At 63.6% G+C, this 26,026-nt stretch carries 26 protein-coding genes; 10 read left to right on the forward strand and 16 right to left on the reverse strand.

All coding sequences use genetic code 11. The annotated features are described in order from the left end of the window. Positions 1-6: 6 nt before the first annotated feature. Positions 7-930, reverse strand: a complete 924-nt coding sequence (locus ACR64R_RS14270; protein ID WP_487362248.1) for a BadF/BadG/BcrA/BcrD ATPase family protein — start codon at positions 928-930, stop codon at positions 7-9. Between the two features lie 148 nt (positions 931-1,078). Here ACR64R_RS14270 and ACR64R_RS14275 point away from each other — a divergent pair, with 148 nt between their 5' ends. Genes ACR64R_RS14275 through kce form a run of 4 tightly spaced genes read left to right on the forward strand, consistent with a single transcriptional unit; the run spans position 1,079 to position 5,061 of the window. Further along, positions 1,079-2,329, forward strand: a complete 1,251-nt coding sequence (locus tag ACR64R_RS14275) for a sugar ABC transporter substrate-binding protein (protein WP_487362249.1) — start codon at positions 1,079-1,081, stop codon at positions 2,327-2,329. 1 nt (position 2,330) lies between these two features. Next, a complete protein-coding gene (locus ACR64R_RS14280) occupies positions 2,331-3,266 on the forward strand; it encodes a carbohydrate ABC transporter permease (RefSeq protein ID WP_487362250.1) in 936 nt (311 codons plus the stop codon). Further along, positions 3,263-4,093, forward strand: a complete 831-nt coding sequence (locus ACR64R_RS14285; protein ID WP_487362251.1) for a carbohydrate ABC transporter permease — start codon at positions 3,263-3,265, stop codon at positions 4,091-4,093. Before ACR64R_RS14280 ends, ACR64R_RS14285 begins: the two co-directional genes overlap by 4 nt. A 35-nt stretch (positions 4,094-4,128) precedes the next feature. Continuing rightward, positions 4,129-5,061, forward strand: a complete 933-nt coding sequence (kce, locus tag ACR64R_RS14290; protein ID WP_487362252.1) for a 3,5-dioxohexanoate:acetyl-CoA acetone transferase — start codon at positions 4,129-4,131, stop codon at positions 5,059-5,061. 38 nt (positions 5,062-5,099) lie between these two features. On the opposite strand, the gene ACR64R_RS14295 is transcribed toward kce, so the two are convergent. The 8 genes from ACR64R_RS14295 to ACR64R_RS14330 all read right to left on the reverse strand — a co-directional run bounded on the left by ACR64R_RS14295 (position 5,100) and on the right by ACR64R_RS14330 (position 13,152). After that, positions 5,100-5,393: an HlyU family transcriptional regulator gene (locus tag ACR64R_RS14295; protein ID WP_487362253.1), complete on the reverse strand. Its 294-nt coding sequence runs from the start codon at positions 5,391-5,393 to the stop codon at positions 5,100-5,102. A 45-nt stretch (positions 5,394-5,438) separates the two neighbouring features. Beyond that, positions 5,439-6,059 (reverse strand): TetR/AcrR family transcriptional regulator, encoded by a 621-nt coding sequence (locus tag ACR64R_RS14300; RefSeq protein ID WP_487362254.1) that lies wholly within the window; start codon positions 6,057-6,059, stop codon positions 5,439-5,441. 437 nt (positions 6,060-6,496) lie between these two features. After that, on the reverse strand, positions 6,497-7,180 hold the full coding sequence (locus tag ACR64R_RS14305; RefSeq protein ID WP_487362255.1) for a PadR family transcriptional regulator: 684 nt from the start codon (positions 7,178-7,180) through the stop codon (positions 6,497-6,499). Between the two features lie 136 nt (positions 7,181-7,316). Next, positions 7,317-7,697 carry a thiol-disulfide oxidoreductase DCC family protein gene (locus ACR64R_RS14310; protein WP_487362256.1) on the reverse strand — a complete coding sequence of 127 codons (381 nt, stop codon included), beginning with the start codon at positions 7,695-7,697 and terminating at the stop codon, positions 7,317-7,319. Between the two features lie 66 nt (positions 7,698-7,763). Continuing rightward, complete coding sequence (locus ACR64R_RS14315; protein WP_487362257.1) at positions 7,764-8,057, reverse strand: GYD domain-containing protein; 294 nt, start codon at positions 8,055-8,057, stop codon at positions 7,764-7,766. A 208-nt stretch (positions 8,058-8,265) separates the two neighbouring features. Next, the gene (gene rpoD / locus ACR64R_RS14320; RefSeq protein WP_487362258.1) at positions 8,266-10,293 is read right to left on the reverse strand and encodes an RNA polymerase sigma factor RpoD; all 2,028 of its coding nucleotides are present in this window, start codon (positions 10,291-10,293) and stop codon (positions 8,266-8,268) included. 415 nt (positions 10,294-10,708) lie between these two features. Beyond that, complete coding sequence (gene dnaG, locus ACR64R_RS14325; protein ID WP_487362259.1) at positions 10,709-12,655, reverse strand: DNA primase; 1,947 nt, start codon at positions 12,653-12,655, stop codon at positions 10,709-10,711. Between the two features lie 134 nt (positions 12,656-12,789). Continuing rightward, positions 12,790-13,152: an RcnB family protein gene (locus ACR64R_RS14330; protein WP_487362260.1), complete on the reverse strand. Its 363-nt coding sequence runs from the start codon at positions 13,150-13,152 to the stop codon at positions 12,790-12,792. A 359-nt stretch (positions 13,153-13,511) separates the two neighbouring features. On the opposite strand from ACR64R_RS14330, the gene ACR64R_RS14335 reads away from it, so the two are divergent. From ACR64R_RS14335 to ACR64R_RS14345, 3 genes are all read left to right on the forward strand, one after another. Next, the gene (locus ACR64R_RS14335; RefSeq protein ID WP_487362261.1) at positions 13,512-15,176 is read left to right on the forward strand and encodes a Na/Pi cotransporter family protein; all 1,665 of its coding nucleotides are present in this window, start codon (positions 13,512-13,514) and stop codon (positions 15,174-15,176) included. A 176-nt stretch (positions 15,177-15,352) separates the two neighbouring features. Next, positions 15,353-15,562, forward strand: coding sequence for a DUF2061 domain-containing protein (locus tag ACR64R_RS14340; protein ID WP_487362262.1), 210 nt, complete (start codon positions 15,353-15,355; stop codon positions 15,560-15,562). Between the two features lie 167 nt (positions 15,563-15,729). Then, positions 15,730-16,911 (forward strand): MFS transporter, encoded by a 1,182-nt coding sequence (locus tag ACR64R_RS14345; protein WP_487362263.1) that lies wholly within the window; start codon positions 15,730-15,732, stop codon positions 16,909-16,911. 4 nt (positions 16,912-16,915) lie between these two features. On the opposite strand, the gene ACR64R_RS14350 is transcribed toward ACR64R_RS14345, so the two are convergent. Next, the gene (locus ACR64R_RS14350; RefSeq protein WP_487362264.1) at positions 16,916-18,310 is read right to left on the reverse strand and encodes an aminotransferase-like domain-containing protein; all 1,395 of its coding nucleotides are present in this window, start codon (positions 18,308-18,310) and stop codon (positions 16,916-16,918) included. Between the two features lie 92 nt (positions 18,311-18,402). Between ACR64R_RS14350 and ACR64R_RS14355 the strand changes: the two genes are divergently transcribed. Continuing rightward, the gene (locus ACR64R_RS14355) at positions 18,403-18,795 is read left to right on the forward strand and encodes a DUF983 domain-containing protein (protein ID WP_487362265.1); all 393 of its coding nucleotides are present in this window, start codon (positions 18,403-18,405) and stop codon (positions 18,793-18,795) included. A gap of 3 nt (positions 18,796-18,798) precedes the next feature. Here the strand turns inward: ACR64R_RS14355 and ACR64R_RS14360 are convergent, their stop codons facing one another. Further along, positions 18,799-19,356 (reverse strand): GNAT family N-acetyltransferase, encoded by a 558-nt coding sequence (locus ACR64R_RS14360; protein ID WP_487362266.1) that lies wholly within the window; start codon positions 19,354-19,356, stop codon positions 18,799-18,801. A gap of 293 nt (positions 19,357-19,649) precedes the next feature. Here ACR64R_RS14360 and ACR64R_RS14365 point away from each other — a divergent pair, with 293 nt between their 5' ends. Continuing rightward, on the forward strand, positions 19,650-20,648 hold the full coding sequence (locus ACR64R_RS14365) for a hypothetical protein (RefSeq protein WP_487362267.1): 999 nt from the start codon (positions 19,650-19,652) through the stop codon (positions 20,646-20,648). Between the two features lie 110 nt (positions 20,649-20,758). Here ACR64R_RS14365 and ACR64R_RS14370 read toward each other — a convergent pair whose 3' ends face one another. Next, a complete protein-coding gene (locus ACR64R_RS14370; RefSeq protein WP_487362268.1) occupies positions 20,759-21,208 on the reverse strand; it encodes a GatB/YqeY domain-containing protein in 450 nt (149 codons plus the stop codon). Positions 21,209-21,480: 272 nt separating this feature from the next. On the opposite strand from ACR64R_RS14370, the gene carA reads away from it, so the two are divergent. After that, on the forward strand, positions 21,481-22,686 hold the full coding sequence (gene carA / locus ACR64R_RS14375) for a glutamine-hydrolyzing carbamoyl-phosphate synthase small subunit (protein ID WP_487362269.1): 1,206 nt from the start codon (positions 21,481-21,483) through the stop codon (positions 22,684-22,686). A 14-nt stretch (positions 22,687-22,700) separates the two neighbouring features. On the opposite strand, the gene ACR64R_RS14380 is transcribed toward carA, so the two are convergent. The 4 genes from ACR64R_RS14380 to mntR all read right to left on the reverse strand — a co-directional run bounded on the left by ACR64R_RS14380 (position 22,701) and on the right by mntR (position 25,973). Next, positions 22,701-23,972 carry a TCR/Tet family MFS transporter gene (locus ACR64R_RS14380; RefSeq protein WP_487362270.1) on the reverse strand — a complete coding sequence of 424 codons (1,272 nt, stop codon included), beginning with the start codon at positions 23,970-23,972 and terminating at the stop codon, positions 22,701-22,703. Positions 23,973-24,133: 161 nt separating this feature from the next. Then, positions 24,134-25,060, reverse strand: coding sequence for a KPN_02809 family neutral zinc metallopeptidase (gene ypfJ / locus ACR64R_RS14385; RefSeq protein ID WP_487362271.1), 927 nt, complete (start codon positions 25,058-25,060; stop codon positions 24,134-24,136). Positions 25,061-25,227: 167 nt separating this feature from the next. Then, positions 25,228-25,425 carry a hypothetical protein gene (locus ACR64R_RS14390; RefSeq protein WP_487362272.1) on the reverse strand — a complete coding sequence of 66 codons (198 nt, stop codon included), beginning with the start codon at positions 25,423-25,425 and terminating at the stop codon, positions 25,228-25,230. Between the two features lie 95 nt (positions 25,426-25,520). Continuing rightward, positions 25,521-25,973 carry a manganese-binding transcriptional regulator MntR gene (gene mntR / locus ACR64R_RS14395; protein ID WP_487362273.1) on the reverse strand — a complete coding sequence of 151 codons (453 nt, stop codon included), beginning with the start codon at positions 25,971-25,973 and terminating at the stop codon, positions 25,521-25,523. Positions 25,974-26,026 lie beyond the last annotated feature (53 nt).

A 26,026-nucleotide genomic window follows, 5' to 3' on the forward strand; every position in this document is an offset into this window, starting at 1 on the left:
GTTCACTTATGCGCGGCCGCGGGACCGAGCCTCGCCCGCGACAAGGCGGGCGGCCAGCGCCACGGCTCCGATCACCGGCGGCTCGCGCAGCAGCATCACACGGCTTGCCGGCGATACCGACGCCATGGCCTCGACGAAAGCGTCCATCAGCATCGGCTGCTCGGCAATGACGCCGCCGCCGGCAACGACCAGCGAAGCATTGGCGCCGCGTTCGATCAGCAGTTGCACGAGCGCGGCAAGTCCCTCCCCGCCTTCCTTGATGACGCGCGAAGCGAGCGGCGAACCGGCATTTGCCGCATCGAAGACGGCGTTGGCGTAGCGGCCCCAAGCCGCCGCACCCCGCGTCTCGTTGAGAGATATGCCGAGCTTGGTCTGATCGTCGGTCCCGATTTCGCGCATCAGCATGGCAATCAGCGGATCGCCCTCCTGGCCGCGATCGAGCGCGCGGCGGATCGCCTTGGCGGCTTCGCGCACAAGCGCGGCAGCGCTGCCCTCGTCGCCCAGGATCCAGCCCCAACCGCCGGCGGCGAGCATCCTGCCCTCGGCCGTGCGCGCGACCGCGATCGACCCGGTGCCGGCGACGACGCCGATGCCGTCGATATAACCGGCGGCGGGCACCATCAGCTCCGCGTCATTGACCACGTGCACGCTCGTCTGCAGATTGGCTGCGAGCAGCGCTTGGAAACGCCGGCATTGCTCGTCGGTATCGCAGCCATGCGCGCCGACGGCCATGGCGGCTGGGGCCAAGCCGCCGCACAGATCCTTGACGATGGACGAGAGTTTCGCCGCGTCAGCCTCCATCTGGCGGATGCGCCACTCGTCGGTCACGAGCGTCTTGTCGAACAGTACGCTGCTGCCCCGGCGCGCCATGATGCGCGTCTTGGTGCCGCCTATGTCCACGCCCGCCAACAGCTTCTGATCCACGAACATCCCTCTCGCCGGACGGGCTACCAAAGCCCGTGCAACGTTGCAATTATATTAGTTAGGAAACTTTACAAACTATCTTTCCAGACGGCAAGAACTATGATTTGATTAATCCCGTCAAAGCGCATGAAGCGCTGAATTGGAGATCACGAAGATGAGCAGGAGAAGGATCGGCCTGGCCCTCGCGGCCGCCTCTTTCGCATGGGGATTCGCATCAAGCGTGGCGCATGCCACCGACATCTCGTTCTGGACCTGGCGCCAGGAAGACAAGGCCGCCTACAACGAGCTCTTCGCCGACTTCACCAAGGCCAATCCGGACATCCACGTGAAGTTCGAGTCCTTCCCGGACGAGAATTACCCGACCATCGTCTCGACGGCGCTGGCCGGCGGCAAGGGCGGCGACGTCATCCACACCCACGCCTATGGCTGGCTAGAGCAGTTCGTGAAGGCCGGCTATTTCGAGCCGCTGGATATGGCGACCGTGCCGTCGCTCGCCAATCAGCCGGCGGATGCGCTGGTGTCCGGCACCTACCGCGCCGACAAGAAGGTCTATTCGCTGCCCTTCGCCTCGCAGACGCTTGGCCTGTTCGTCAACAAGGACGTCTTCGCCAAGGCCGGCCTGACGCCGCCGACAACCTGGGACGAATTCATCACCGTCAGCAAGGCGCTGAAGGAAAAGGGCATCTATCCGCTGGCCAACGGCATGGGGACGAGCTGGTTCAACGAGATGTTCGTGGCCATCTTCACCAATCCATTCCTCGGCCAGGACTTCGTCGGCGACCTGACCAGCGGCAAGACCACCTTCAAGGATCCGCGTTATGTCGCGGCACTCGGCAAGCTGCTCGAATTGCGCCCCTATATGCCCGACGGCTTCGAAGGCATCGACTATGAGACGGCGGGGCAGCTGTTCCTGAGCGGCAAGGCGGCGATGCTTGCCGGCGGCAGTTTCGACATCGCCACCTACCGGTCGCAGAACCCCGCCATCAACATGGACTTCGTCGCCCCGCCGCTGGCCAAGGCCGGCGACACGCCGCAAGCCACGAAATTCTTCGACGGCGGCTATGCGGTCAATGCCAAGTCGGCCAACAAGGAAGCCGCGCTCAAGCTGGTCAACTGGATGGGCACCAAGGAGTTCGGCGACAAGTTCTCCGCGCTTCTCGGCAACATCTCGCCGATCAAGGGCGTCGTAATCAAGGACGAGCTTCTCTCGCATGTCGCAAAGTTGAACGAGACGGCGATGCCGCATATCAATGTCGTCTATTTCCGCTTCGAGAAGCCGACGGGATCGGAACTGCTGCAGGGCGACATCACCAAGATGATGTCAGGCTCGATCACGCCGGACCAGCTTGCCGCCGACCTCACCGACGGCCTCGCCAAATGGTACAAGCCATTCCAGGGCAAGTGAAATGAGGGACGGCCCGCGCCACAGCGAAAGATCTTTTCCGTGGCGCCGGTCGCTCTGGATCGCCGCTCTGCTGACGCCGGCGCTGATGGTCATGGTGCTGTTCGTGCTGTGGCCGCTTCTGTCGGCCTTCCGCCTCGCCTTCTATGAATTCAACGGCTTGCGGCCGTCCGGTTTCATCGGACTTGAAAATTTCCGCCAGGTCCTGTTCGAAAAGCCGTACAGCGACTGGACCTACAATGCGCTGAAGCACAACGTCGTCGCCTTCCTGGCGCTGATGGTCTTCGAGAACGGCACTGCCTTCCTGATCGCCTTCGCGCTGCTCAAGGCGCTGCCGGGACATCGCGTCCATCAGGTCATCGTCTTCCTGCCGGTGGTGCTGTCGGCGGTGATCGTCGGCTTCCTGTGGAAGCTGTTCCTGCATCCGCTGTTCGGGCTGGTGAACCAGCTGATTGGCCTGGTCGGCATCGGCGCCATCCCGTGGCTCGGCAACGAAAACACCGCGCTGGGCAGCATCCTTTTCGCCAACATCTGGCACTGGCTGGGCTTTCCGACGCTTGTGCTGCTCGCCGGCATGCAGCGCATCAGCAAGGACGTGCTGGAGGCAGCCCGCCTCGACGGCGCCGGCGACTACGCGCTAATGACCAAGATCGTCTGGCCTCTGATCGCGCCGAGCGTCACCATCGTCACCATCCTGACCTTCATCGGCAGCTTCAACTGGTTCGAGATCCCCTATGTCATGGCCGGCCTGACCGGGTCGCCGGGCGGCTCGACTGACGTACTCGGCCTCTATTTCTACCGCACGGCCTTCGGCAGCACGACCACCGGGATCCAGGATTTCGGCCAGGGCAGCGCGCTCGCCGTGCTGATGTTCGTCTTCGTCGCCGCCGTCACGGCAATAGCCCTGCGTTACCTGCGCCGCCGCGAGATCGAGCAGTGAGGGATCGCGGCGAGACGATCAGGAATGGCGCCATCCAGCTCTTGCTGGCGGTCAATGCGGTCATCATGGTCTATCCGCTGTTCGTCATGGTGACGTCGTCGTTCAAGACCAACGCCGAGATCTTTTCCTCGCCGCTCTCGCTGCCGACGCACTTCTCGACCGCCAATCTGGAGAAGGTTTGGACCGAGACCAATTTCGTCCGCTATCTGGCAAACTCGGTCGGTATCACCGCGGCCTCGGTCGCGCTGATCCTCCTGTTCAGCACGCTCGCTGGCTATGCCATCGCCCGCTATCGGTTCCGGCTGAGCTCTCTGGTCCTGATGTTCTTCCTGAGCGGCATGACGGTGCCACTGAAGCTGGCGATCATCCCGCTGTTCATCCAATTGGACACGCTCGGCCTCGTCGACAGCTATCTCGGCCTTGTGCTGGTCTATGTGGCCATGGGCATTCCCTCGGCCGTCTTCATCATGACCGGCTTCCTGCGCACCTTGCCGCGCGAGCTGGAGGAATCCGCCCGCATGGATGGCGCCAGCGAGTTCCGCATCATGTGGTCGATCATGCTGCCGTTGGCGCGGCCGGCGCTGGTGATTGTGGCGATCCAGAACGCGGTGCCAATCTGGAACGACTTTTTCTTCCCCCTGGTCCTGATCACGTCCGACAATTTGAAGACACTGCCGCAAGGGCTGACCGTGTTCGTCGGCGAATTCACCACCGACTGGGGGGTGCTGTTCACCGGGCTGACACTGGCGGCGCTGCCGATTACCTTGCTTTATATCGTGCTGTCGAAGCAGTTCATCTCCGGCATCACCCAAGGCGCGGTCAAATAGGCGCGGTCAAATAGCGAAGAGATCGAGGATCATAAGTGGCGAACCAGAACAAGATCATCATAACCTGCGCCGTAACGGGCTCGATCCACACCCCGTCAATGTCGCCGCATCTGCCGGTCACGGCGGAAGAGATCGCCACCGCGGCCATCGAGGCGGCCGAGGCGGGCGCCGCGATCGTCCACCTTCATGCGCGCAATCCGGTCGATGGACGCCCCGACCAGTCGACCGAGGCCTTCGCGCCTTTCCTGCAGGTCATCAAGCAGCGCTCCAACTGCGTCGTCAACATCACCACCGGCGGTGCCGCGACGATGAGCGTGGAGGAACGCGTCAGACCAGCGAAGGTGTTCGCGCCGGAGGTCGCCTCGCTCAACATGGGCTCGATGAATTTCGCGCTGTTCCCGATGCTGGAACGCTTCAAGACCTTCGAGCATGACTGGGAGCGGCCTTATCTGGAATCCTCGCGCGACCGCATCTTTCGCAATACGTTCGGCGACATCGAGCACATATTGCGCACCTGCGCCGACAACGGCACACGCTTCGAGATCGAGTGCTACGACATCGGCCATCTCTACACGCTGGCGCATTTCGTCGAGCGCGGCCTGGTGAAGGCGCCGTTCTTCGTCCAGAGCGTGTTTGGCATCCTCGGCGGCATCGGCACGCACCCGGAGGACGTCGCCCATATGAAGCGCACCGCCGACCGCCTGTTCGGCACCGACTACCACTGGTCGGTGCTGGGCGCTGGCCGCCATCAATTGCCGATCGCCACGCAGGCGATTGCGCTTGGCGGCAATGTGCGCGTCGGCCTGGAGGACTCGCTGTGGATCGGCAAGGGCAAGCTCGCCCGCTCCAGCGCCGAGCAGGTGACCAAGGTCCGCCAGATCATCGAAGGCGTCGGCGCCTCGATCGCCACGCCCGACGAAGCGCGCCAGATCCTGCAGCTCAAGGGCGGCGACAAGGTCGCGTTCTGATGATGAAAAGTTGACGGGCGGAGCCGGAGCCTGCACCGCTAGCCGAACATCCGCTCGCCCTGCTCGTCGACGAGTTGGATGCCCTTCTTGATCGAAATGTCGACGGCGTCGTCGAGACCGGCGAAGCGGTCGGCGCGGATGAAGCGGTGCTCTTTCATCACGCCGTCCACTTCCTTCGAGACGACGCCGCAGGTCTGGTATTGGCCGTCGGCCTTGTAGGGCGTCGCACTGATCAGGAATCCCTTGTGTTCGACCTGCTTGGCCGGCTTGGCGGAGCCGGTCTCGGTCGTCTCGCTACCGCCACCGCCAAAAAGCTTCTTCAGAAAAGACATTTCTCAAAACTCCATTCGCGCGGGCACCCTCTCAGGGCGCCCTGCTCATTCGGACTCTGCCTCAGCATGCGCGAATGCGCCGCCGTGTTCCAGCCCCTTGACGAAAACGCCGACGAGTAGCTCGATCTGATGCCATATCTCCTCGGCCTGCCGGCTGTTGGTATTGGCGACATAACCGCTGGTCACGATTCCATGCACGCTTGACCACAAGGTCCGCGCCGCAAGCGCCCGGCGATCGTCGTCGAGGCCGAAATCGCCTGCCTTGAGGACGCCGGCGACGATGTCGAAAAGTGCGTCGAGCAGCGCGTCATAGGCGTCCGGGCCGGGCCGCGTCGCGCGTCGCCGGTTGAAGGCGAGCACCGCCGGCCAGCTGCCGGGATGCGCCTCGACGAAGCGCACATAGGCGGCGGCCATCGCCAGGATGCGACGCCGGACATCGGTCACCCCTTGCCTTTCGAGTTCGGCCATCGCCGCCAGGCCTGTGGCGCCGAGCCGGTCGAGCAGCCGCATGTTGACGGCGCGATGCACCTCGTCGAGATCGGCGAACAGATTGTAGACCGATCCCACCGAGATGCCGGCCTGCTCGGCGATGGTGCGCGCCTTCAGGTTCTCGGCACCGCCCTCATTGAGCAGCGCCTCGGCAATGGCGAGGACCTTCTCGCTCATCTCTTGCTTGTCGAGCGCCAAACTTTATCCTTTGCTTGTCTTGCGAATCCGGTCAGCCGGTCCGGATGCATGCCACTAACCTGCATCTACTATTTCCGGCACTCTTTGAACAGCGTTCAACATCGGTCTAGGCAATGTGCATTTCCGTAATGCTGAGGCTATGAACGTCGTTGACGCCTTGGGGGCGGACCCGGCGCCTAGCCTGATCAAGTCGCAGCTGGAGGCGTATTCGTGCTGACCAGCTGCTTGGTGGACATGGTCAAGTGCCGCGCCGGAAAGCGGATCGCGGCCGCGCACCGCCACGATCGAGAAGGCGCGCAACGAAAGCTGATGAGCGAGCATGTCGGAAAGGATTGGCCGATTCAGGCAGGTCCGCGACAAGAGAAAAGCCCGGATCGCTCCGGGCTTTTCGTTGAATTGACCGGGTTCAGGGCGCCTTAGCGCCGAGCCAATGCCTCGATCGCCTCGGCCGCGTCTTCGAGAATGCTGATCGCCTCGGCCTGCTTGTCGTCCGGGGCGTCGGCAATATCGCCGAGCGCGGCGCGCAGCCGGTGGCGCAGCGCCCGGAACCGGTCGTGCGTTTCCGAACGGCCGCGCCGGCCGCCGTCCTCGCTGTCATCGCCCCAGCCGAACCATTCGCGCGCCGCGGCCATCTTGCGGCCGAAACGCTCGAGATGGTCGAGCACGCTCTCGATCATCTCGCGGTTCTCACCGAGATGTGCCTTTCCGGCCTCGGTGATAGAAAACACCCTCTTGTTGCCTTCGCTGGACGACACCGCGTAGCCCGCCTCCTCCAGGAAGGTCAGGGTTGGATAGACCACGCCCGGGCTCGGGCTGTAGACGCCGCTCGTGCGCTCTTCCAGCGCCTTGATGATGTCGTAGCCGTGGCGCGGCGCGTCGGCCAAAAGCGAAAGCGTGATCAGCTTGAGATCGCCGTCAGCAAGCATGCGCCCGGCGCGGAACATGTCGCCTGGGCCGCCGCGTCCGCCGCGGCCGCCGCCCCTGCCGCCATGGCCGAAAGGCCCGAAGCCGCCGCTCCCTCTGCCGCCGAATTTGCCGGCCATATGCATGAACATGCGCTCGCCGAAATGATTGTGTCCTGATTGGTTATGTCTGTGCATGGATTGCTCCTTGACATATATCTTACGATACATCTTAAGTAAGGAGCGTCGCCTACGGAGTCAAGATATATCTTACGATGCATCGCAGAATGCGCCAAGGCCTAGCGCCGTGGCGATTTGAGAAGTGGAGTGACGCCTACCAGTGGCCCTTGCGCCGGTTCCAGGCATAGAGGAGGTCCGCGAAACGGTCATAGGCAAAGCGCGTCAGCGGCAGCGCGACGGGATTGCCGAACAGGGGCGCCAGCCACCCCTCGCCCGGCGTGAGCCGCCAGAGCGCGACTGCCACGTCGGCGCCGACCAGCAAGCGCCCTTCGCTATCGGTCGCATGCAGTCGGCGGCGGATATCCTCCAGCGAGGCGCCGAAGGCGGAGAGCGCTTCGGGTTGGAGATTGATGTCGCGGAACTCGACGCGGCCGGCCTTGACCGCCTCCACCAGCCGACGCCCCTGGCGGTTGATGCCGGCGTCGCACACCGGACAGCGCGTGTTGTACCAGACGGTCAGCAGGGGTGCGGACATAATCCGACTATCGACGACCCGTCTTGGCGCCGCAATGTGACCGATCGGCCAGGCTGCTCCGGCGCGTCATCCAAGCGAGCTGATGATCTCGCGGTAAGCCAATTCCGGAAATGCCTTCATCGTCCGCGTCCTGACGCTGCCGCCCGAGGACAGCATCAGCGCGAAACGGGCGAGCACCGCATCGTCCGGGGCTTCGACGACGGCGACCATGTCGCATTCGCCCATGGTCAGATAGAACGATTTGAACGAGCCGCCCATCTCCCCCAGCAGCTTCTTGGCGGCATCGAGCCGTTTCGGCGACTCCCGCACATTCCTGGCTCCCAGTTCGGTCCAGTTGATAAGCACGATGTAGGTTGTCATGGCACACCTCCTCACGGGGCCACGGTGCGGGCGCCTGGCCATTGACGGCCGACGCCGGGGCGGGCATCCGGCTTGTCGCCCACAATGCATCCGACCCCGAATTATCCTCCTGTCGGGCAAACCCGGCAAGGCGGTATGTCAGGTGGGCGCAAATGCAAAAAAGGGCGCCGGAGGCGCCCTTTGGATTGTGGTAGGTCTGCGTTTCCGCTCAGCTGTCGAGGAAGCTTCGCAGCTTGCGCGACCTGCTCGGATGCTTGAGCTTGCGCAGCGCCTTGGCTTCGATCTGGCGAATACGTTCGCGCGTCACCGAAAACTGCTGGCCGACTTCCTCCAGCGTATGGTCGGTGTTCATGCCGATGCCGAAACGCATGCGCAGAACACGCTCCTCGCGCGGCGTCAGCGAAGCCAGCACCCGCGTCGTCGTCTCGCGCAGATTGGCCTGGATCGCCGCATCGATCGGCAGGATCGCCATCTTGTCCTCGATGAAGTCGCCCAGATGCGAGTCCTCCTCGTCACCCACGGGGGTTTCGAGCGAGATCGGCTCCTTGGCGATCTTCAAGACCTTGCGCACCTTTTCCAGCGGCATGGCGAGCTTTTCCGCCAGTTCCTCAGGCGTCGGCTCGCGGCCGATCTCGTGCAGCATCTGGCGCGAGGTGCGCACGATCTTGTTGATCGTCTCGATCATGTGCACCGGAATGCGGATGGTGCGCGCCTGGTCTGCGATCGAGCGGGTGATGGCCTGCCGAATCCACCAGGTGGCGTAGGTCGAGAACTTGTAGCCGCGGCGGTACTCGAACTTGTCGACCGCCTTCATCAGGCCGATATTGCCTTCCTGGATGAGATCCAGGAACTGCAGGCCGCGGTTGGTGTATTTCTTGGCGATGGAGATGACCAGCCGAAGGTTCGCCTCGACCATCTCCTTCTTGGCGATCGCGGCCTCGCGCTCGCCCTTCTGCACCTGGTTCACGATCTTGCGGAATTCCAGGATCGAGATCGCCGTTTCGGTGGCGAGGTTCTGGATCTCGGCGCGCAGTTCCTTGATCGTGTCCTTCTCGTTCTTGGTGAATTCCTTCCAGCCGCGCGAGGTCAAATTGGCGATCGAGCGCGTCCAGTTCGGATCGAGTTCGGAACCCTGATATTCCTTGAGGAATTCCTCGCGGCGCACGCCATAGCTTTCGGCCAGCCGCAGAAGCTTGCCCTCATTCTGCACCAGGCGCTTGTTGATGTCGTAGAGCTGCTCGACCAGGGCCTCGATGCGCGCGGCGTTGAGCGACAGCGACTTCACCGCCTTGATCAGCTGGTCCTTCAGCTCCTTCAGGCGGCGGTCCTGGCTGGGCGAGAGCGTGCCGGCGGCGGCCAGGCGGTTCTCTACCTGCTGGTCCTGCAGCTTGCGCAGCTTCTTGTAGGTGTCGGCGATGACGTCGAGCGTCTCCATCACCTGCGGGCGCAGTTCCGCTTCCATCGCGGCCAGCGAGAGGCTCGCCTCGTCCTCGTCGTCTTCCTCTTCCTCGAGCCCGCGCATGTCGCCGCCGACATTGGTGATGTCGTCTTCTTCCTCACGCGCCGCCGCGCGGCCGCGCGGCTTCTCTTCGAGCTTGGGCGCTTCCTCGACACGCTCGACCACGGGCGCCTGCTTGGCCTCGGGGCCGGCATAGGTCGCCTCAAGGTCGATGATCTCGCGCAGCAGGATCTTCGATTCGTTGAGCTCATCGCGCCAGATGATGATGGCCTGGAAGGTCAGCGGGCTTTCGCAGAGGCCGGCGATCATCGTTTCGCGGCCGGCTTCGATGCGCTTGGCAATCGCGATTTCGCCCTCGCGCGACAAAAGCTCGACCGAGCCCATCTCGCGCAGATACATGCGCACCGGATCGTCGGTGCGGTCGGTGGGCTCTTTCTTGGCGGGGGTGGCGGCAACGGCCGTGCCGGTCTGCTCGGCGAGTTCGTTGGCGTCTTCCTCGGCATCGGCGGGCGCTTCGCTCTCAGCCTCCTCGCCGACCTCATCATCCTCGACGACGTTGATGCCCATGTCGCTGAGCATCGCGTTGATGTCTTCGATGCGGTCCGGATCCGTCTCTTCCGAGGGCAGCACCGCGTTGAGCTCGTCGAGCGTGACATAGCCGCGTTTCTTCGCGGCCTTGATCATCTTCTTGACAGCATCGTCGGAAAGGTCGAGCAGAGGGCCATCGGTGGCGCCTTCGCGTTCCGTCTCGACCTCTTCCTTTTCCTTTGTCGCCATTCTTTGTCGTCTCCAAGCGGCCGATATCGAGGCCGCGTAAACTGCCGGACCGGTTTGCCGGATGCGCTCGCGCCGGAACGCTTCTACCGGCCCTGCATCATCTCTTTGTTCGGTGCGCGTCGTTGCCCAAAAACCGGTTTCCACTTTTGGGCGACATGCATTAAGTCCAGATTAACCCTGATATCTGGGGCAGGCAGTTTGCCTGTCCAGCCATCACCAGTACCTCACATCGCTCAAATTTCCCGCCGACGCCGGGGCACGGCTAACGTTTCGAATCGTCCTGATTCCGCCAATCTGCCAGAAGGTCAAGCGCCTCTGGCATGATTCGCATGAAAAAAGCGAATCAATTACCCGACTTAGAGGCGTCGATTCGACGCGCTGCGCATTTCCACTTCATTTCCAGGATCAGTCCTGCCTAAACGCGTCCAACCCTGCCCGACGAAACGCCGAACCCTTCGATCAGCGCTTCCGTTGCCTGCACATCGTTGAATTGCGCTTGAATCTCGACCAGATGCCGGAAGTTTTCATCCGAAGGGTCCGCATCGAGCGCCGCCTGCGCCTGTTTCAGCTCTCTATGTAATGTGCGGGCGCTGCGCTGCAAGTGCAGCGCCTGGTTGAAGGCGTCGCGGGCGTCGTCGAGCCCCGCCGTTTCGAGCGCCGGCCACTGCCGGGCGCGCTTGATCAACTCCACCGCCCGCTCCCAGATGCCGCCGCAGCCGGCGCGCTCGATGGTGGCGATGACCGCGCCGCGCTCGTCAGCCGCGTCATGCGCCATGGCGTCGAGAATGGCCGCATGGAGTTTTCGCAAATCCGAATTGGCCAGGTCGAGGAATTCGACATGCGCGAAATTCTCGTCGATGAGCGCCGGATGGTTGACGAGCGCCACGATGATCGTCGCCTCGCGCACCGACATGCCCTCGCCACCCCGCTTGACCAGCGCCGACTGACCGAGGCTCTCGGTGATCGCGATGCGGCCGCCTCCGCCCTTGGCGAATTGTCCGCCGGGCGCCGTGGCCTTGCCCTGGCCGCGCTCTCCTGGTCTGCCTCCAACCCGGGGGTCTTGCCTGGCTTCGCGTTGGGCGCCGAAGAAACTCCGCACACGCTCGCGCATCACCTGTTGATATTCGTAGCGTACACTCTCGTCGCGGATACGGCTGGCGAGCTCACCCAGCCTTTTTCCCAGCTCGGCGCGCCGCTCCGGCGTCTCAAAGACCCCGCCGGCGGTCTCGCGCATCCACAAAAGATCGACAAGCGGCCGCGCTTCCGCCAGCACCGCCCGGAACGCGTCCGGCCCCTCGGCCTTGACCAGATCGTCCGGGTCCTTGCCTTCCGGCAGCAATGCGAAACGAGCCGAGCGCCCGGCCTGCACGGAAGGCAGGGCAAGATCCGCGGCGCGCCATGCCGCCTTCAGCCCGGCCTTGTCGCCGTCGAAGCACAGCACCGGCTCCGGCGCCATGCGCCACAACAGTTCGAGCTGGTTCTCGGTGAGCGCGGTGCCGAGCGGCGCCACGGCGTTCTCGAAACCGGCCTGCGCCAGCGCGATCACGTCCATATAACCTTCGACCGCGATCACCGTGCCGCCCTTGGCGAGCGCCTTTCGGGCGCGCGCGAAATTGTAGAGCACATTGCCTTTGTGAAAGAGCTCGGTGTCGGGCGAGTTCATGTATTTGGCGAGCGCGTCGGGCGCCAGCGCCCGGCCGCCGAAAGCAATGATCTTGCCGCGAGAATCCGGGATCGGAAACATGATTCGGTCGCGGAACCAGTCATAGGAGACCGGGATGTCGTCGCCATGCCGCACCAGCCCACAGGCCTCGATATCGGCTTTCGGCACGCCCTTGGCGGCAAGATATTCCTTAAGCGCATTTCGGCTGTCGGGTGCATAGCCCAGCCGGAAGGATTGCTGCGTTGCCGGCGTCAGGCCGCGGTCGCGCAAGTACGCGCGGGCTTTGGCACCATCGGCGCTCTGCAGGCGGTCCTGGAAGAAGGCGGTCGCCATCTCCATGACGTCGGTCAGGCTGGCGCGTTCCTTCTCGCGCCGTTCCTCTTGCTCGTTGCGCACCGGCATCGGCACGCCGGCCATCTCGGCGATCTTCTCGACCGCCTCGGGAAAACTCACGCCGTCGAGTTCGGTGAGGAACTTGAAATGGTCGCCCGAGACCGAGCAGCCGAAGCAGTGATAACGGCCCTTCTTGTCCTCGCAATGGAAGGACGGGCTTTTCTCGCCGTGAAATGGGCAGCATGCCCAGTAGTCGCCGCGCGACGCGTTGGTCTTTTTTCTGTCCCACGCGACACGCGTGCCGACGACCGATGAAATCGGCACGCGGTCGCGTATTTCGTCCAGAAAGGCGGGCGGAAAGCGCATCGGGAAACTCGTTTGCCCTTCATATAATCACACCGGCCGGGTACGGCGACTCTGACCCGCGCATCGTACCCGCTTTTCACAGACGAAAAGAAGGCGGCCGGTGGCCGCCTTCCCGATTTCTGGATTGCCTTGAATTACCGCGCCGCGATCGCGCCGAAGATGATGCCCGACCAGATGCCGACCAGCACATAGTCGTTGCCGACGCGGATCCACTCCTGGCCGGAGCCGGGGCGACGCAGGCCATGGCGGTTCCAGTCGCGAACCGGCTGGTGGCGCCTCCAATTGGAATAGCGCTGGCCGTTGCGCCAAGGGCTGCGCTTCACCACCTTCTTTTTGACGATGACGCGCTTGTCGACATGACGGTGGGGCTTCTGCCAGTCGACCTGCGTGTAGTTGGAGTGCGGCGCGCTCGGCTGGGCAAGCGGCGCGGCCTGGCCCGAGAAGGCCGAGCCGGCCAGCATCGAGGCCGCTACGGCGGAAAGTATGAGACGCTTCATGGTCGGTTCTCCTTGGTTGTCGATGGACAGAGCGATAACCGTCGGCGGATGAACCGAAACTGAACAAGAGAATTACATTTCTGTAATGATTTCATATGCTTATGAAGAATTTTTCAACAACATCCCAGGATCGCGTTCCTCGATGCATTCGGACCTTGTGGGACGAAGCGCCGCCGAGAGACGCGCGCGTGACCAATGCCCCGTCCCTTCATTTCCGACATGGTCAGTCGAGCGGAGACGATCACCGCCTCAGAAAAATCTATTATTCGGCTAATCTTAATTGGTGTAATTGCGGACCCTGAAATGGCTGAGATTCGCACCCCCTCGCACGTTGCAGGCGTCGCTCCTCGAGGACGGCCGTGAGCGGCTCCGTAGTCCTGCTGCACCTTGCCGGCGCGGTGGCGCTGATGCTGTTCGCCACCCGCATGGTGAAGACCGGCGTCGAGCGCGCCTATGGCGACGTGCTGCGCCACAAGCTGCGCGCCACCATGCGCAATCCGATCATGGCGGTGCTGACCGGCTGCGGGCTGGCGATCGCGTTGCAGAGCTCGACCGCGGTGACGCTGCTGGTAGGCTCCTTCGCCGGGGCAGGCATCGTTTCGGGCGCCGCCGGGCAATTGGCCGTGCGCGGCGCCGAGATCGGTTCGGCGCTGGTGGTCAAGCTGCTCACCTTCGACCTCACGCTCTTGGTGCCGCTTTGCCTGATTGCGGGAACCGTCATGTTCATGGCCACCGAGCGGCGCGACTGGCGGCAGCTTGGCCGTATCCTGATCGGCGTCGGCCTGCTGATCCTGTCGCTTGAAATGATCGGGCAGGCGTCGGAGCCGCTGCGCAACAGCCCGCTGATGCCGCTGATCATGAATTATTTCTCGGGCGACTCCATCACAACCTATCTGATGGCCGCGCTGATCACCTGGTTGTTCCAATCCAGTATCGCCGCTGTCTTGCTGATGGCGACGCTGGCGGGGCGCGGACTGATCACACCGGAATTGGGCGTCGTGCTGGTGCTTGGCGTCAACCTTGGCTCATCGCTGATTGCGCCGATGCTGACGCGGGCGGCGCCGCCGGAAGTGCGCATCGTGCCGATCGGCAACCTGTTGATGCGCGGCCTCGGTTCGCTGATCATGCTGGTTCTGATCATGACCTTCAGGCCGGATCTCGCCTTTCTCGGCAAGACCGCGCCGGACCAGATCGTCAACGCCCACATCCTGTTCAACGTTCTGATCCTTCTGGCCGGCCTGCCGCTGGCAGGCCTCGTCTATCGAGCTTCCGAAAAGATCGTCGCGCTGGGCAGTAAGCCTGAACCGGCTGTCGCCCTGGAGGTCGTCGAGCTGTCGGCGCTGAACGAGAGCGCACTCGATACGCCGAGCCAGGCGCTGGCGAACGCGACGCGTGAGGTGGTGCGGGTCTGCGAGACAGTCGAAATCATGCTGAAGCGCATCATCGAGCTCTACGAGGATGCCGACCCTGCCAAGATAAAGGCGCTTGCCGCGCTCGATGACCGAGTCGACAGGAAGCACGCCGCAATCAAGCTCTATCTCGCCAGGGTCACCAGGAATCGGTTGACCGAAGACGAGGCATTGCGCTGCCAGGAACTTATCGGCGCCTGCGTCAAGCTGGAGCAGGTCGGCGACATCATCGTGCGCAACATGCTGGTTCATGTCAGGAAGAAGCTTGAGCGGGGCCTGGAATTCACGCCTGAGGGCTGGCAGGAGCTTTGCGCCTTCCATGCCTCGGTGCTGGCCAACGCGCACCTTGCCTTCAATGTCCTGGTCTCGCGCGATCCGGAGACCGCGAGACAACTGGTGCTGGAAAAGGACCTGCTGCGCGAGCGCGAGAAGGAAACCAGCGCCAGCCATTTCCTGCGCCTGCGCGAAGGCACCGCCAAGAGCGTCGAGACGAGCTCGATCCACCTCGACACCATTCGCGACCTGAAGCAGATCAACTCGCTGCTTGCCTCGATCGCCTACCCCGTGCTCGAGGAGCGCGGACTGCTCGGCGGCTCGCGGCTGAGAGCCGGCTAGAGCATCCAGGAAAAGTGCGTAGCGTTTAGCTCGGCGACTTCGCCATAGCCTCCGGCCGAAATTTTCCAAAAACTCAGGGAATCGCGAGCGGGGCAGCCAAGAAATTTAGTCTTTGCTCATCTTCGCTTCCGTCGGCTAAGGATCGCCTCTACCACGTGTTGGGAGGACGATCGTCGATGGACACGCATTCGCGCAGTTTCGCCAAGGCGCTTTCGTGGCGCGCCACCGGTACGGTCGACACGATGATCATATCGCTGGTGATCACCGGCAGCATCAAGCTCGCGGCCACCATCGGGCTCACGGAAGTCGTCACCAAGTCGCTGCTTTACTATGTGCACGAGCGGGCCTGGCTGAAGATCCCGTATGGGCGCAAGAAAGTCGCCTGATGCCTGTCGCGCAGTGTCCGGCGGTTTTACGGACACCAACACCTGAAGGGCGTCGCGCTTTAGCGGCGTTGCTCAAGAAAAGCTAAAGCGGCATCGACAATTTCTGCATTGCCGGACCAGCCCAAGCGTGGTTTGACGCGTGCATTCCATGCATATGTTTTGAGACCATGCCGCCGCTGATTGCCCTTTTCCTTGCCGCTTTCGCCTTCGGCACCACCGAATTCGTCATCGCCGGCGTGTTGCCCGAGGTAGCGCGGGGCCTCGGCGTGTCCGTGCCGACCGCCGGCTATCTCGTCTCCGGCTATGCCTGCGGCATCGCCATCGGCGGCCCGCTGCTTGCCCTCGTCACCAGCAAGGTTTCGCGCAAGACGCTGCTGATCGGGCTGACGGTCGCCTTCACCCTTGGCCAGGTGGCCTGCGCCCTGGCGCCCGATTTCACCTCGATGCTTTTGCTGCGCATCGCGACCGCCGTGGCGCATGGCTGCTATTTCGGCGTCGCCATGGTGGTAGCGGTCGGCCTGGTGCGCGAGGACCAGCGCGGCCGGGCGGTGGCGATCATTCTCTCGGGGCTGACCGTCTCCAACGTCATCGGCGTACCGGCGGGCACCGCGATCGGCAGCCTGTGGGGGTGGCGCGCGACCTTCTGGGTGATGGGCGCACTGGGCATCATCGCGATCGTCGCCATGCTGGCGCTGTTGCCGCGAGCCGCGGGCGCCGCCAACCGGCCCGCCGGGCTGGCGCGCGAAGTTCGCGTGCTCGGCCGCCAGCAGGTTTGGACCTCGCTGATCCTGATGCTGATGCTGATGATCGGCCAGTTTGCGCTGTTCACCTACATCACCCCGATGCTGCTCGAAGTCACCGGCCTCCACGAGAGCCTGATCCCTTGGGTGCTCTTGCTCAACGGCGTCGGCGCCACGATCGGCGTGCTGGTCGGCGGCAAGCTTGCCGACTGGAAGCTGATGCCGTCGCTCATCGTCATGCTCGCCCTGCAGGCCGTGGCGCTTGGCGTCATCCATCTGATCAGCCCCTACCCGGTGCCGATGGTCGTCGCCATCGTCACTTGGGGCGGTCTCAACTTCGCCATAGGCGCCCCGATCCAGACGCGCATCCTCGCCTGGACGGCCGATGCCTCCAACCTCGCCTCCGCGCTGATCCCGTCCGGCTTCAATGTCGGCATCGCGCTGGCCGCGTCGCTTGGCGCGGCGATGCTCAATGCCGGCTACGGCTATCGCAGCCTGCCGCTCGCCGGCGCCCTGGCCATGCTCGTGGCGGTGGTGGTGGCCGTCGTCTCGCAAGCCTGGGAATGGCGCAGTAGCGCGACCCCGCCGCTGCCGGCGCCAGCGGAATAAGGCGCTACGCCACCTGCGGTCGGGGCGGCCCTGACACTTCCGGCAGGATGGAGGCCAGGCTTTCAAGGCCTTCCTTCAACCGTTCGCGATTGGGTGTGGCGCCCAGCGCCAGGCGAAAACCGTTAGGAAACTCTCGCCCGACGGCAAACTCTTCCGCGGGGCTGATGGCGAGCCCTCGACGGCGGGCGATATCGGCGAGTTCGGTGGAGCGCAATCGGCTCTGCAGCGGATACCACAGATGCAGGCCAGACTCCGATGCTACAAAGCCCTCGGGCAGGATGTCGCGCGCGATCTCCTGCCTGGCCTGCGCTTCGGCGCGCACGGCGACGGTGATTTCCCCGGCAAGGCCGCTGCGCAACCATTCGCAGGCCAGCCCCGTCATCAGCGGGGGCGCCATCAGTGTCGTGCCGCGTATCGCCGCCGCGATTCGCTCCGCGGCTTGCGGATCAGGCGCCGCCAGGAAGGCGGTGCGCAGGAAAGGCGAGATGCATTTAGCCAATGTCGCGACATGGAAGGTCCGCTCCGGCGCCGAGGCCAGAAACGCTGGCGGAGGTGCTGCCAGCAACCTTCTGTAGGGATCGTCTTCGATGATGGTCAACTCAAGCTTGTCGGCCATGCGGGCGAGTTCGCGCCGCCGGCCTTCGGGCATGACGGATGCGGTCGGATTTTGCAGCGTCGGATTCAGGTAAAGAACGCGGGCGCCATGTCGCCGCGCCGCCCGCTCGAGATCGTCAGGCCGCATGCCATCGCCATCGTTCGCGACGGCGGCGAGCTTGCGTCGCGCGGCCCCGGCCAGCGCAATCAGCCCGGGATAGGTCAGCGCATCGGCAAGGATCGTGTCGCCCTCGCGGGTCTGAGACAGCACGACGGCCGTGAGCAACGCCTGCGCGCCCGAGCCGACAACGATCCTGTCGACCGGCAGCCTGTCCCCCGTCTCGGCAAGCCATGACGAGCCGACGGCACGCTCCACGGGCGAACCCGGACCGGGATGGTAGGAAAGCAGGGCTTCCGCGCTGGAGCGCTTGAGCAGCCCGTCGACACCCGTCCTGATCAAGGCCGGCAGGTTCACGCCGGCCGGTGCCGGCGGAATGTTCATGCTGAGATCGAGGATAGGCTCTTCCGGCTCGCCCGGCGTGACGAAGGTGCCCCGGCCCGCCGTCGCGTCGATGAGGTTCCTGCGCCTGGCCTCGGAAAACGCCCGCGTGACGGTCGTGAGATCGACCCCCAGCGACCGGGCGAGGTCCCGCTGCGGCGGCAACCTGTCGCCGGGCTGCAACCGGCCTTTCGAGCGGGCATACGCGAGGGCATCGACGATCTTAAGATAGACCGGTCGCGGCCCCGTCTCCAAAACCGGAACCCATCCAACGTCGCCTTCGCCGTTTACAGATCGCTTTACCATACATTTTGTCGCATTGTATGCATACAAGTATGATATATGTATGCGTCCGAGACCTCAAGGCCGACTTGGCCCATGTGACGTCTATTGGAGCGATGACCATGGAAGACCTTGCGCATTATCCACATCTGGTACCCTGGCAAGTTGGGATCCGGGGCCGCTGTCCCCGTTGCGGCGAGGGTCACCTGTTCGAGGGTTTCTTGAAGCTGGCTCCGAAATGCGATGTCTGCGGGCTCGACTATTCCTTCGCCGATCCCGCCGACGGCCCTGCGTTCTTCGTCATCTGCTTTGCCTGCGTGCCTTCGGTGCTGTTCGCGGTCTGGGCGCAGGTGACCTTCGAGCCGTCCATGTGGTTCCACGCCTTCGTTTCGATCCCGATCGTTCTTGCGACCTGCATCCCGCCGCTCAGGCCGCTCAAGGGCTGGCTCGTGGCAAGCCAGTTCTACCACAAGGCGGAAGAAGGACGGCTGGCCAGGCCCGGCGAGTAACCCTCAAAGGTCGATGCGGAACTTGAGGCTCTCCGCGCCGCCATAGGCTTCGTCCTCGAAGAAGCGGCCGACAAGCCTGCCGCCATTGGCCGTGATGACCTTGTGCGAAGCCGGATTACTCGGCTTCGCGGTTATCTCGACATGGTCGAGCCCGACCGCCCTCGCTTCGCCCAGCATCAGCCGCAGCGCTTCGGTCGCGTAGCCCCGGTTCCGCTTCCACGGCACCACCGCATAGCCGATATGGCCGAGCACATGCGAGGGCAGCGCCGACGTGCCTTTCTGCCAGCGAAAGCCGATCGAGCCGGCCGCCTCGCCATCCCAGATCCAGCGCCGGAAGCCGGGCAGCCGCGCGACCCTCGTGCCATCGGGCAAAGTGATGGGCGGCCCTTTCGCTTCGGGGTCGTCGAGGCTGGCGAGAAAGGCGACGGGATCGTGCTCGATCGCATCGAGTTGCTCGCGCGTTGCCTCCAGAAGCCGCACATTGTCTGGCGACCACCCGCGCTCCAGAGCGGCCTTGTAGGATGGCAGATGTTCGAGCGTTGGTTTGACGATCTGGATCATGGTTCGTCTCTTCGTCGAGCCGGGCATCCCGACCACACGAATTGCCTGCCGCGAGCAGTCTGGAGAACCCTCCTGGCGCCCGAACGGTTGGTCGGATGGCCCTGCATGAAGATGCTTCCCAATGGAGGGAGGAGGCGTGGGCGCGCCGGAATCAGATCATAGCTCAGTCGAAGCGGATCGGAAAACCGACCTGCGGAAGGCATCGCTAAACTAGAAGTGTTTCGCCGACGGATGCGAGATATTCTATGATTGGCGTGGTTGATTTACGACGCTTCGACAGGAGGAGCAAACCGGTGCGGTTGAGATCTGTTGCGCTGGGCGCGGCCATCTTCTGCTTGGTCGCGATCCTGACCGCCCTGACGGCATCTGTCAGCTCATATGCGGCGTTGCGGCCGTCAAGCGTGCCCGACTGGCTGCAGCGCCATGTCGGCGATGGCGAGGGCCAGATCTCCCAGGTCGTGCTGGAGCGGGCGCGCGCGCTCTATCAGTCCAAGGTCAGCGACGGTTCGGTCAGCAACCCCTGCTATTTCGCCATGGATGCCACCCGTCCCGGCGATCTCGGCAAAAGCGTGCTTGGCCAGCGATATTACGTTATCTGCGAAGCCAAGCAGCTCTTCCGCGCGTTCTCCGCGGGCCATGGTGGCGGCCGCAACCTGAAAGGCGTCGCCGATTTCTCCAACGGCAGGCGCTGCGCGAAGAATTTCGGCAACGCGATGGACTCGGAGCTGACGGCCGGCGGCGCCTACATGACCGCCGAGACCAAGACGTCCTTCAAGGGCTACTACCGTGTCGGCGCGCAGAACGCGGTGTTCATGCGCAGCTTCATTCAGTTCGATGGCGAAGGCGAAGCGGCGAACGCAAGGCAGCGCGTGATCGGCGGCCATCCGGCCGCCTTGCTCAGGGGCATGTGCATGCGCAAGGACCCAAGCAGCTCATACGCCAACCATGACGGCCTCGTCCCGTTCGGCAAGCTGGTGAATTATGCCGGCGGCCGCAGCAATGGCTGCACCAGCTGGTCGCCTACCGATGCCGAACAGATCATCCCCATCGCGAAGGACAACCCCACGACGCTCTATATCTATCCGGAATCGCGCGACATCGCCGCTGTCGCCCGGGCAAAGGCCGCCGGCCAATCGCTGTCGGGCGCGGGCCTCTATTGGAACGCCTCCTGCCTGAGCGAGATCGGCACACCCAAATTCTGGCCCAGGAAAACGCTGGAGCCGATCATCGCGCAGTACAAGACGGACCATCCGGCGCCGCCGCCCCAGCCGTTGCCGATGTGCAAGGACTAAAACAGTTCCAGGAAAAGTGCGTAGCGGTTTTCCGTCCGGAATTGCGTAAAAACAAGAACCTGGAACGGTTCAGCGATTCCGTGAAACGCTGAACCGCTTTAGGCTGTCGTCTACTGCAGCAGCCCCTTGATGATGGCGCTGGCCTTGGCGAAGTCCATCTGGCCGGCATAATTCTGCTTCAGCGCGCCGATCACCTTGCCCATGTCCTTCTGGCTGGCGGCGCCCGTCGCCGCGATCGCCTCGCGCGCCGCGGCGGTGATTGCCGCGTCGTCGAGCTGCGTCGGCAGGAATTCGCGGATGATCTCCATCTCGCCGCGCTCCTGCGCCGCCAGTTCCGGCCGCTTGCCGTCTTCGAAGGCCTTGGCCGATTCCTCGCGCTGCTTCACCATCTTGGCGAGGATCTGCAGTATCTCCTCCTGGCTCGCCGGCGGCTTGCCCGCGCCTCGATTGGCGATGTCGCGATCATGGATGGCGGCCTGGATAAGCCGCAGGGTCGGCAGGCGGTGTTTGTCCTGCGCTTTCATCGCGCTCTTCATGGATTCGGCGATTTTCTCGCGCATCGTGCTTCTCCTTCGAATGCGGCGGACAATAGCTTCGCCGAACGGCCAACGCAAATTCCGCCAAGCCGCTGATATTGCTGGACGAAAGCAAATCAACCCCGGGCTGAGGCCGCCCGCATTGACCGCTCCGGCGCCTTCCCCTATGTACTGAGCCTCGCATGAACTGAAACTTTGGTTGCGCGCCGGCTAGCGAATTCGTCGCCGCGCGCCGTTTGTTGCGCGGATCGTCCCGCTGTCGGGATAGTTCCGGAACAACCTCTAGGAGTGCCGCCATGGCCACGACCACCGCCCCATGGGCCACCGAGAAGCCGACCGCCCTTCTGGTCCTTGCCGACGGCACGGTGATCGAAGGCCGCGGTCTTGGCGCCACGGGATCGGCCGTTGCGGAAGTCTGCTTCAACACGGCGCTGACCGGCTATGAGGAAATCCTCACCGATCCCTCCTATGCCGGCCAGATCGTCACCTTTACCTTCCCTCATATCGGCAATGTCGGCACCAATGACGAAGATATTGAGGACCTGCATCCAGCCGCCCGCGCGGGCGCTGTCGGCGCAATCCTCAAGGCCAATGTCACGGATTCCTCGAACTATCGCGCCGCCGGCCATCTCGACCAATGGCTGAAGCGGCGCGGCATCGTCGCGCTTTGCGGCATCGACACCCGCGCGCTGACCGTTTTGATCCGCGAGAAGGGCATGCCCAACGCCGTCATCGCGCATGCGCCCGATGGCGTCTTCGATATCGAGGACCTGAAGCGGCAGGCCGCGGCCTGGTCGGGCCTGATCGGCCTCGATCTCGCCAAGGAAGTGACGTCCGGCCAGTCCTCGGTCTGGCGCGAGACGCCCTGGGTCTGGAACGAGGGCTATGGCGAGCAGGACGCGCCGTCCATGCACGTCGTGGCCATCGACTATGGCGTCAAGCGCAACATCCTGCGCCTGCTGGCGGGCCTGGGCGCCAAGGTCACCGTCGTCCCCGCCAAGACCGCCGCCGAGGAGATCCTCGCCATGCAGCCGGATGGCATCTTCCTGTCGAACGGGCCCGGCGACCCGCAAGCGACCGGTGAATATGCCGTGCCGGTGATCCAGAATCTGTTGAAGACCGACATCCCGGTGTTCGGCATCTGCCTCGGCCATCAGATGCTGGCGCTGGCGCTTGGCGGCAGGACCGAGAAAATGCACCAGGGCCACCACGGCGCCAACCATCCGGTCAAGGACCACACCACCGGCAAGGTCGAGATCGTCTCGATGAACCACGGTTTCGCCGTTGACGCAGATTCGTTGCCCGAAGGCGTCGAGGAAACCCATGTCTCGCTCTTCGACGGTTCGAATTGCGGCATCGCGCTGACGGGCCGGCCGGTATTCTCGGTCCAGCATCATCCCGAGGCCTCGCCTGGTCCGCAAGATTCGCACTACCTGTTCCGCCGCTTCGTCAACCTGATCCGCGAGCGGCGCGGCGAGGAAGCGTTGGCGGAACAGGCCTAGCTCAAGCCGCCAGCCTATGCAGCGTCCGTGACGGCCGCTTCCTGCGTATGCATGCGCTCGGCTTCCTTCGGTGTGGGCCTGGCCACTTTCGTCACGAAGACGATGACCGCCAGCGTCAGGAAAATCGCGCCGAGCAGATAGGGCGCGCCGCCGAACACGACCGGCGCGGTGGGGCTCGTGAACCAGGAGAAGATCGCCGTATAGAGCAGCGGCGTGATGATCGAGGTGATAGAGAAGATCGACGTCATCGCGCCCTGCAATTCGCCCTGCGCCGAAGGTGGCACCTTGGCGGCGGCGAGGCTTCTGAGCGGCGGATCGGCCAGCGCTTCCAGGCAGCCGGCCACGATTACCGCATAGATCATCCAGCCTTGCGTCGAAAACGCGTAGCCGAAAGCGCTGAGCGCGGTGAAGGTCAAGCCGATCGCCGCCGTCTTCCACTCGCCGAGCCTGGGAATGACCCGCGGCAGCACCGTCGCCATGATGACCGCGCCGCACAGGCCGAAGGCGCCGAGCGAGAAGCCGATCTGCTGCTGGTTCCAGCCATAGCGATAGTTGGAGACGAACGCCCAGACCGCCGGATACATCATGTGGCCGAGCGTCATCAGGAAAAACACCAGTCCGATCCAGCCGATGCCCTGATAATTGCGCATCTGCATGAGCGTACCGACCGGGTTGGCGCGCTTCCACTCGAAGGGCCGGCGGTGCTTTTCGTCCAGCGTCTCGGGAAGGAAGACCATCGCGATCAGGAAGTTCACAAGGGCAAGCGCCGCGGCGAAATAGAACGGCACGCGCGGCCCGAACGTGCCGAGCAGCCCGCCCAGCACCGGGCCGATGACGAAGCCGACGCCGAAGGCGATGCCGAGCAGGCCGAAATTCTTCGCCCGGTTCTCATCGTTCGAGATATCGGCGATGAAGGCGGAGGTCGTCGAATAACTGGCGCCGGAAATACCGGCCAGCACCCGGCCGATGAACAGCATCGGGTACGACCAGGCGATGGCGCAGATCAGATTGTCGATCGAGAAGGTCAGCACCGAGGCGAGCAGGATCGGCCGCCGCCCGAAGCGGTCGCTCAGGCCGCCCATGATCGGCGCGAAGAAGAACTGCATCGCTGCATAGACAAAGAACAACCAGCCACCCTCGATCGCGGCCTCGCTCACGCTGACGCCGCTCAGTTCCTCCAGATAGGCCGGCAGCACCGGCATGATGATGCCGAAGCCGATGATGTCGAGCAGCAGCGTCGTGAAAACGAGCGCAAGGCCCCGCTTGGCGGTTTTAGGATCGATCATGGTTATAAGCTCCTCATCCACCCCGGGGGCACGGGCGGGAGGGACCTTATAAGCGAGGTTGGCGACTGGAACAATCCGCGAACGAAGACAAGCGACTTATGCTGACATAACTTGCCACTCGCCCGCCCGTGAGGCGCCACGGGAAAGCAGTGAGCGCCGCCTTAGATCGGACCGCTCATCGTGTTGCAGTCGGACAGCTTGCCACTTTTGAAGCCCCGTGCCAGCCAGGTCTGCCGCTGTTGCGAGGTGCCGTGGTTGAAGCTTTCCGGCACGACGTAGCCTTGCATTTTCTTCTGCAGCGTGTCGTCGCCGATCTGCTTGGCCGCGTTGAGCGCGCTTTCGATATCACCTTGCTCCAGAATGCCCTTCTGTTGTGTGAAATGCGCCCAGACCCCGGCGAAGCAATCGGCCTGAAGCTCAATGCGCACCGAGAGCTGGTTGGCGTCGACCTCGCTCATGCCTTGCCGCATCTGGTCGAACTTGCCCATGATGCCGGTCAGGTTCTGCACGTGATGGCCAACCTCATGCGCCACCACATAGGCACGCGCAAACTCACCGGACGCGCCGAACTGCTGGTCGAGCTGCTGGAAGAAGGTCATGTCGAGATAGACCTTATGGTCGCCCGGGCAGTAGAACGGCCCGGCCGCCGCCGAAGCGAAACCGCAGGCCGAACGAACCTGGCCGCTGAACAGCACCAGCTTGGAATCCTCGTAGGTCAACCCTTGAGATTTGAAAATGCCGGTCCAGGTATCCTCAGTGTCGGCAAGCACGGTCGCGACGAACTGCTTCATCTCGTCGTTGGCCGGCGCGCTTCCGTTATCCGGCGACCCTCTGTTGTCTGTGATCTGGCCGCCGCCTGGCAGTAGGCCGCCGTCGCCGCCACCCAGGATCTGCGACGGGTCAAAGCCGAAATACCATCCCGCGAGCACGACCAGGATGACCAGAAGGATGCTGCCGCCGCCGCCGGTCCGGCCCCCGATAGGGATACGGAACTGGCCGCCGCCGCCCAATCCACCGCCGAGCCCGCCGCCGCTGTCGCTGCGGTCATCCTCGATGTTGTCGCTCTGACGACGGCCTCTCCAAAGCATGGCAACTCCTCGTAATGCGAATGTCCTGGAGGGATTGGCCCGCGACCGCCCCCTCCAGACAACTATCGCAACGGTTGGCCTAAGTCACAGAGTTTTTCGCTCCCGCGAAATACGCGGACCGTAGAAAACCTTGCTCAGGGCGGTTAAGTCCACTCCCGATAAACCGGCTAGAAGTCTCGGCTTTTTTGTTTGGCGCCGGCGCTCTTGCCGTCCGAACTTTTCGAACGCTCCTCGAAACGCGCCGCTCCCTTCTTCAATGGTTGGCCGGTTTCGGCCTCGGTCTTCCGCTCGTCCTTGGCGGCCGCCTGCCGTAATCCCCTGGCTGCCTGCTTTCCCTTATCGGTCGGTGCCTGTTCGACGCCCATCGCTTCCTCCCTAGCGCGATCATCGCGCGATGCCGGAACCAACGTGCTGGAGCGGCGGCGGTTCCCAGCCTTGTCGCTTGGGGACCTCGATACGCCTAGCGATGGGTCATCGCCCGGCGGAAAGCCTCCAGCGTTTCGGCGCTGACATGGTGCTCGATCCCCTCAGCGTCGATACGCGCCGTCTCGGCGCTGACACCGAGCGAGCGCAGGAAGGCTTCCACCGTCTGGTGGCGGATACGGCTTTCCTCGGCGACCTTGCGGCCGGCGTCAGTCAGGAACACGCCGCGATAGGGCTTTCGCGAAACCAGCCCGTCGGCGCACAGCCTCGTCAGCATCTTTGCCACCGTCGGCTGCGCAACGCCGAGCCGTGCCGCGATATCCACCTGCCGCGCCTCGTTGCCGTCCTCGATCAGATCGGCGATCAGCTCGACATAATCCTCGACCAGCGCGCCGCGGCGCGCCTCGCGCGTCTGCCGGAATCCTTCCGAATGGATCTCGGCATCGGGAAGCGGCTCCTCGCGTCGAACCGGTTTGTTCCTCAGCGCCAATACGCGATCCTCCTTGGCTGCCCCTAAGGCTGAATCGGGACCGCATCCATAGC

The organism is Mesorhizobium sp. MC2-1-1 (assembly GCF_057597255.1).

What these genes read in the sequence shown, in the direction of transcription:
- ACR64R_RS14270 (WP_487362248.1), bottom strand. Translation starts at nt 930, where the DNA reads ATGTTCGTGGATCAGAAGCTGTTGGCGGGCGTGGACATAGGCGGCACC.
- ACR64R_RS14275 (WP_487362249.1), top strand. Translation starts at nt 1,079, where the DNA reads ATGAGCAGGAGAAGGATCGGCCTGGCCCTCGCGGCCGCCTCTTTCGCA.
- ACR64R_RS14280 (WP_487362250.1), top strand. Translation starts at nt 2,331, where the DNA reads ATGAGGGACGGCCCGCGCCACAGCGAAAGATCTTTTCCGTGGCGCCGG.
- ACR64R_RS14295 (WP_487362253.1), bottom strand. Translation starts at nt 5,393, where the DNA reads ATGTCTTTTCTGAAGAAGCTTTTTGGCGGTGGCGGTAGCGAGACGACC.
- ACR64R_RS14300 (WP_487362254.1), bottom strand. Translation starts at nt 6,059, where the DNA reads ATGAGCGAGAAGGTCCTCGCCATTGCCGAGGCGCTGCTCAATGAGGGC.
- ACR64R_RS14305 (WP_487362255.1), bottom strand. Translation starts at nt 7,180, where the DNA reads ATGCACAGACATAACCAATCAGGACACAATCATTTCGGCGAGCGCATG.
- ACR64R_RS14310 (WP_487362256.1), bottom strand. Translation starts at nt 7,697, where the DNA reads ATGTCCGCACCCCTGCTGACCGTCTGGTACAACACGCGCTGTCCGGTG.
- ACR64R_RS14315 (WP_487362257.1), bottom strand. Translation starts at nt 8,057, where the DNA reads ATGACAACCTACATCGTGCTTATCAACTGGACCGAACTGGGAGCCAGG.
- rpoD (WP_487362258.1), bottom strand. Translation starts at nt 10,293, where the DNA reads ATGGCGACAAAGGAAAAGGAAGAGGTCGAGACGGAACGCGAAGGCGCC.
- dnaG (WP_487362259.1), bottom strand. Translation starts at nt 12,655, where the DNA reads ATGCGCTTTCCGCCCGCCTTTCTGGACGAAATACGCGACCGCGTGCCG.
- ACR64R_RS14330 (WP_487362260.1), bottom strand. Translation starts at nt 13,152, where the DNA reads ATGAAGCGTCTCATACTTTCCGCCGTAGCGGCCTCGATGCTGGCCGGC.
- ACR64R_RS14340 (WP_487362262.1), top strand. Translation starts at nt 15,353, where the DNA reads ATGGACACGCATTCGCGCAGTTTCGCCAAGGCGCTTTCGTGGCGCGCC.
- ACR64R_RS14345 (WP_487362263.1), top strand. Translation starts at nt 15,730, where the DNA reads ATGCCGCCGCTGATTGCCCTTTTCCTTGCCGCTTTCGCCTTCGGCACC.
- ACR64R_RS14350 (WP_487362264.1), bottom strand. Translation starts at nt 18,310, where the DNA reads ATGGTAAAGCGATCTGTAAACGGCGAAGGCGACGTTGGATGGGTTCCG.
- ACR64R_RS14355 (WP_487362265.1), top strand. Translation starts at nt 18,403, where the DNA reads ATGACCATGGAAGACCTTGCGCATTATCCACATCTGGTACCCTGGCAA.
- ACR64R_RS14360 (WP_487362266.1), bottom strand. Translation starts at nt 19,356, where the DNA reads ATGATCCAGATCGTCAAACCAACGCTCGAACATCTGCCATCCTACAAG.
- ACR64R_RS14370 (WP_487362268.1), bottom strand. Translation starts at nt 21,208, where the DNA reads ATGCGCGAGAAAATCGCCGAATCCATGAAGAGCGCGATGAAAGCGCAG.
- carA (WP_487362269.1), top strand. Translation starts at nt 21,481, where the DNA reads ATGGCCACGACCACCGCCCCATGGGCCACCGAGAAGCCGACCGCCCTT.
- ACR64R_RS14380 (WP_487362270.1), bottom strand. Translation starts at nt 23,972, where the DNA reads ATGATCGATCCTAAAACCGCCAAGCGGGGCCTTGCGCTCGTTTTCACG.
- ypfJ (WP_487362271.1), bottom strand. Translation starts at nt 25,060, where the DNA reads ATGCTTTGGAGAGGCCGTCGTCAGAGCGACAACATCGAGGATGACCGC.
- ACR64R_RS14390 (WP_487362272.1), bottom strand. Translation starts at nt 25,425, where the DNA reads ATGGGCGTCGAACAGGCACCGACCGATAAGGGAAAGCAGGCAGCCAGG.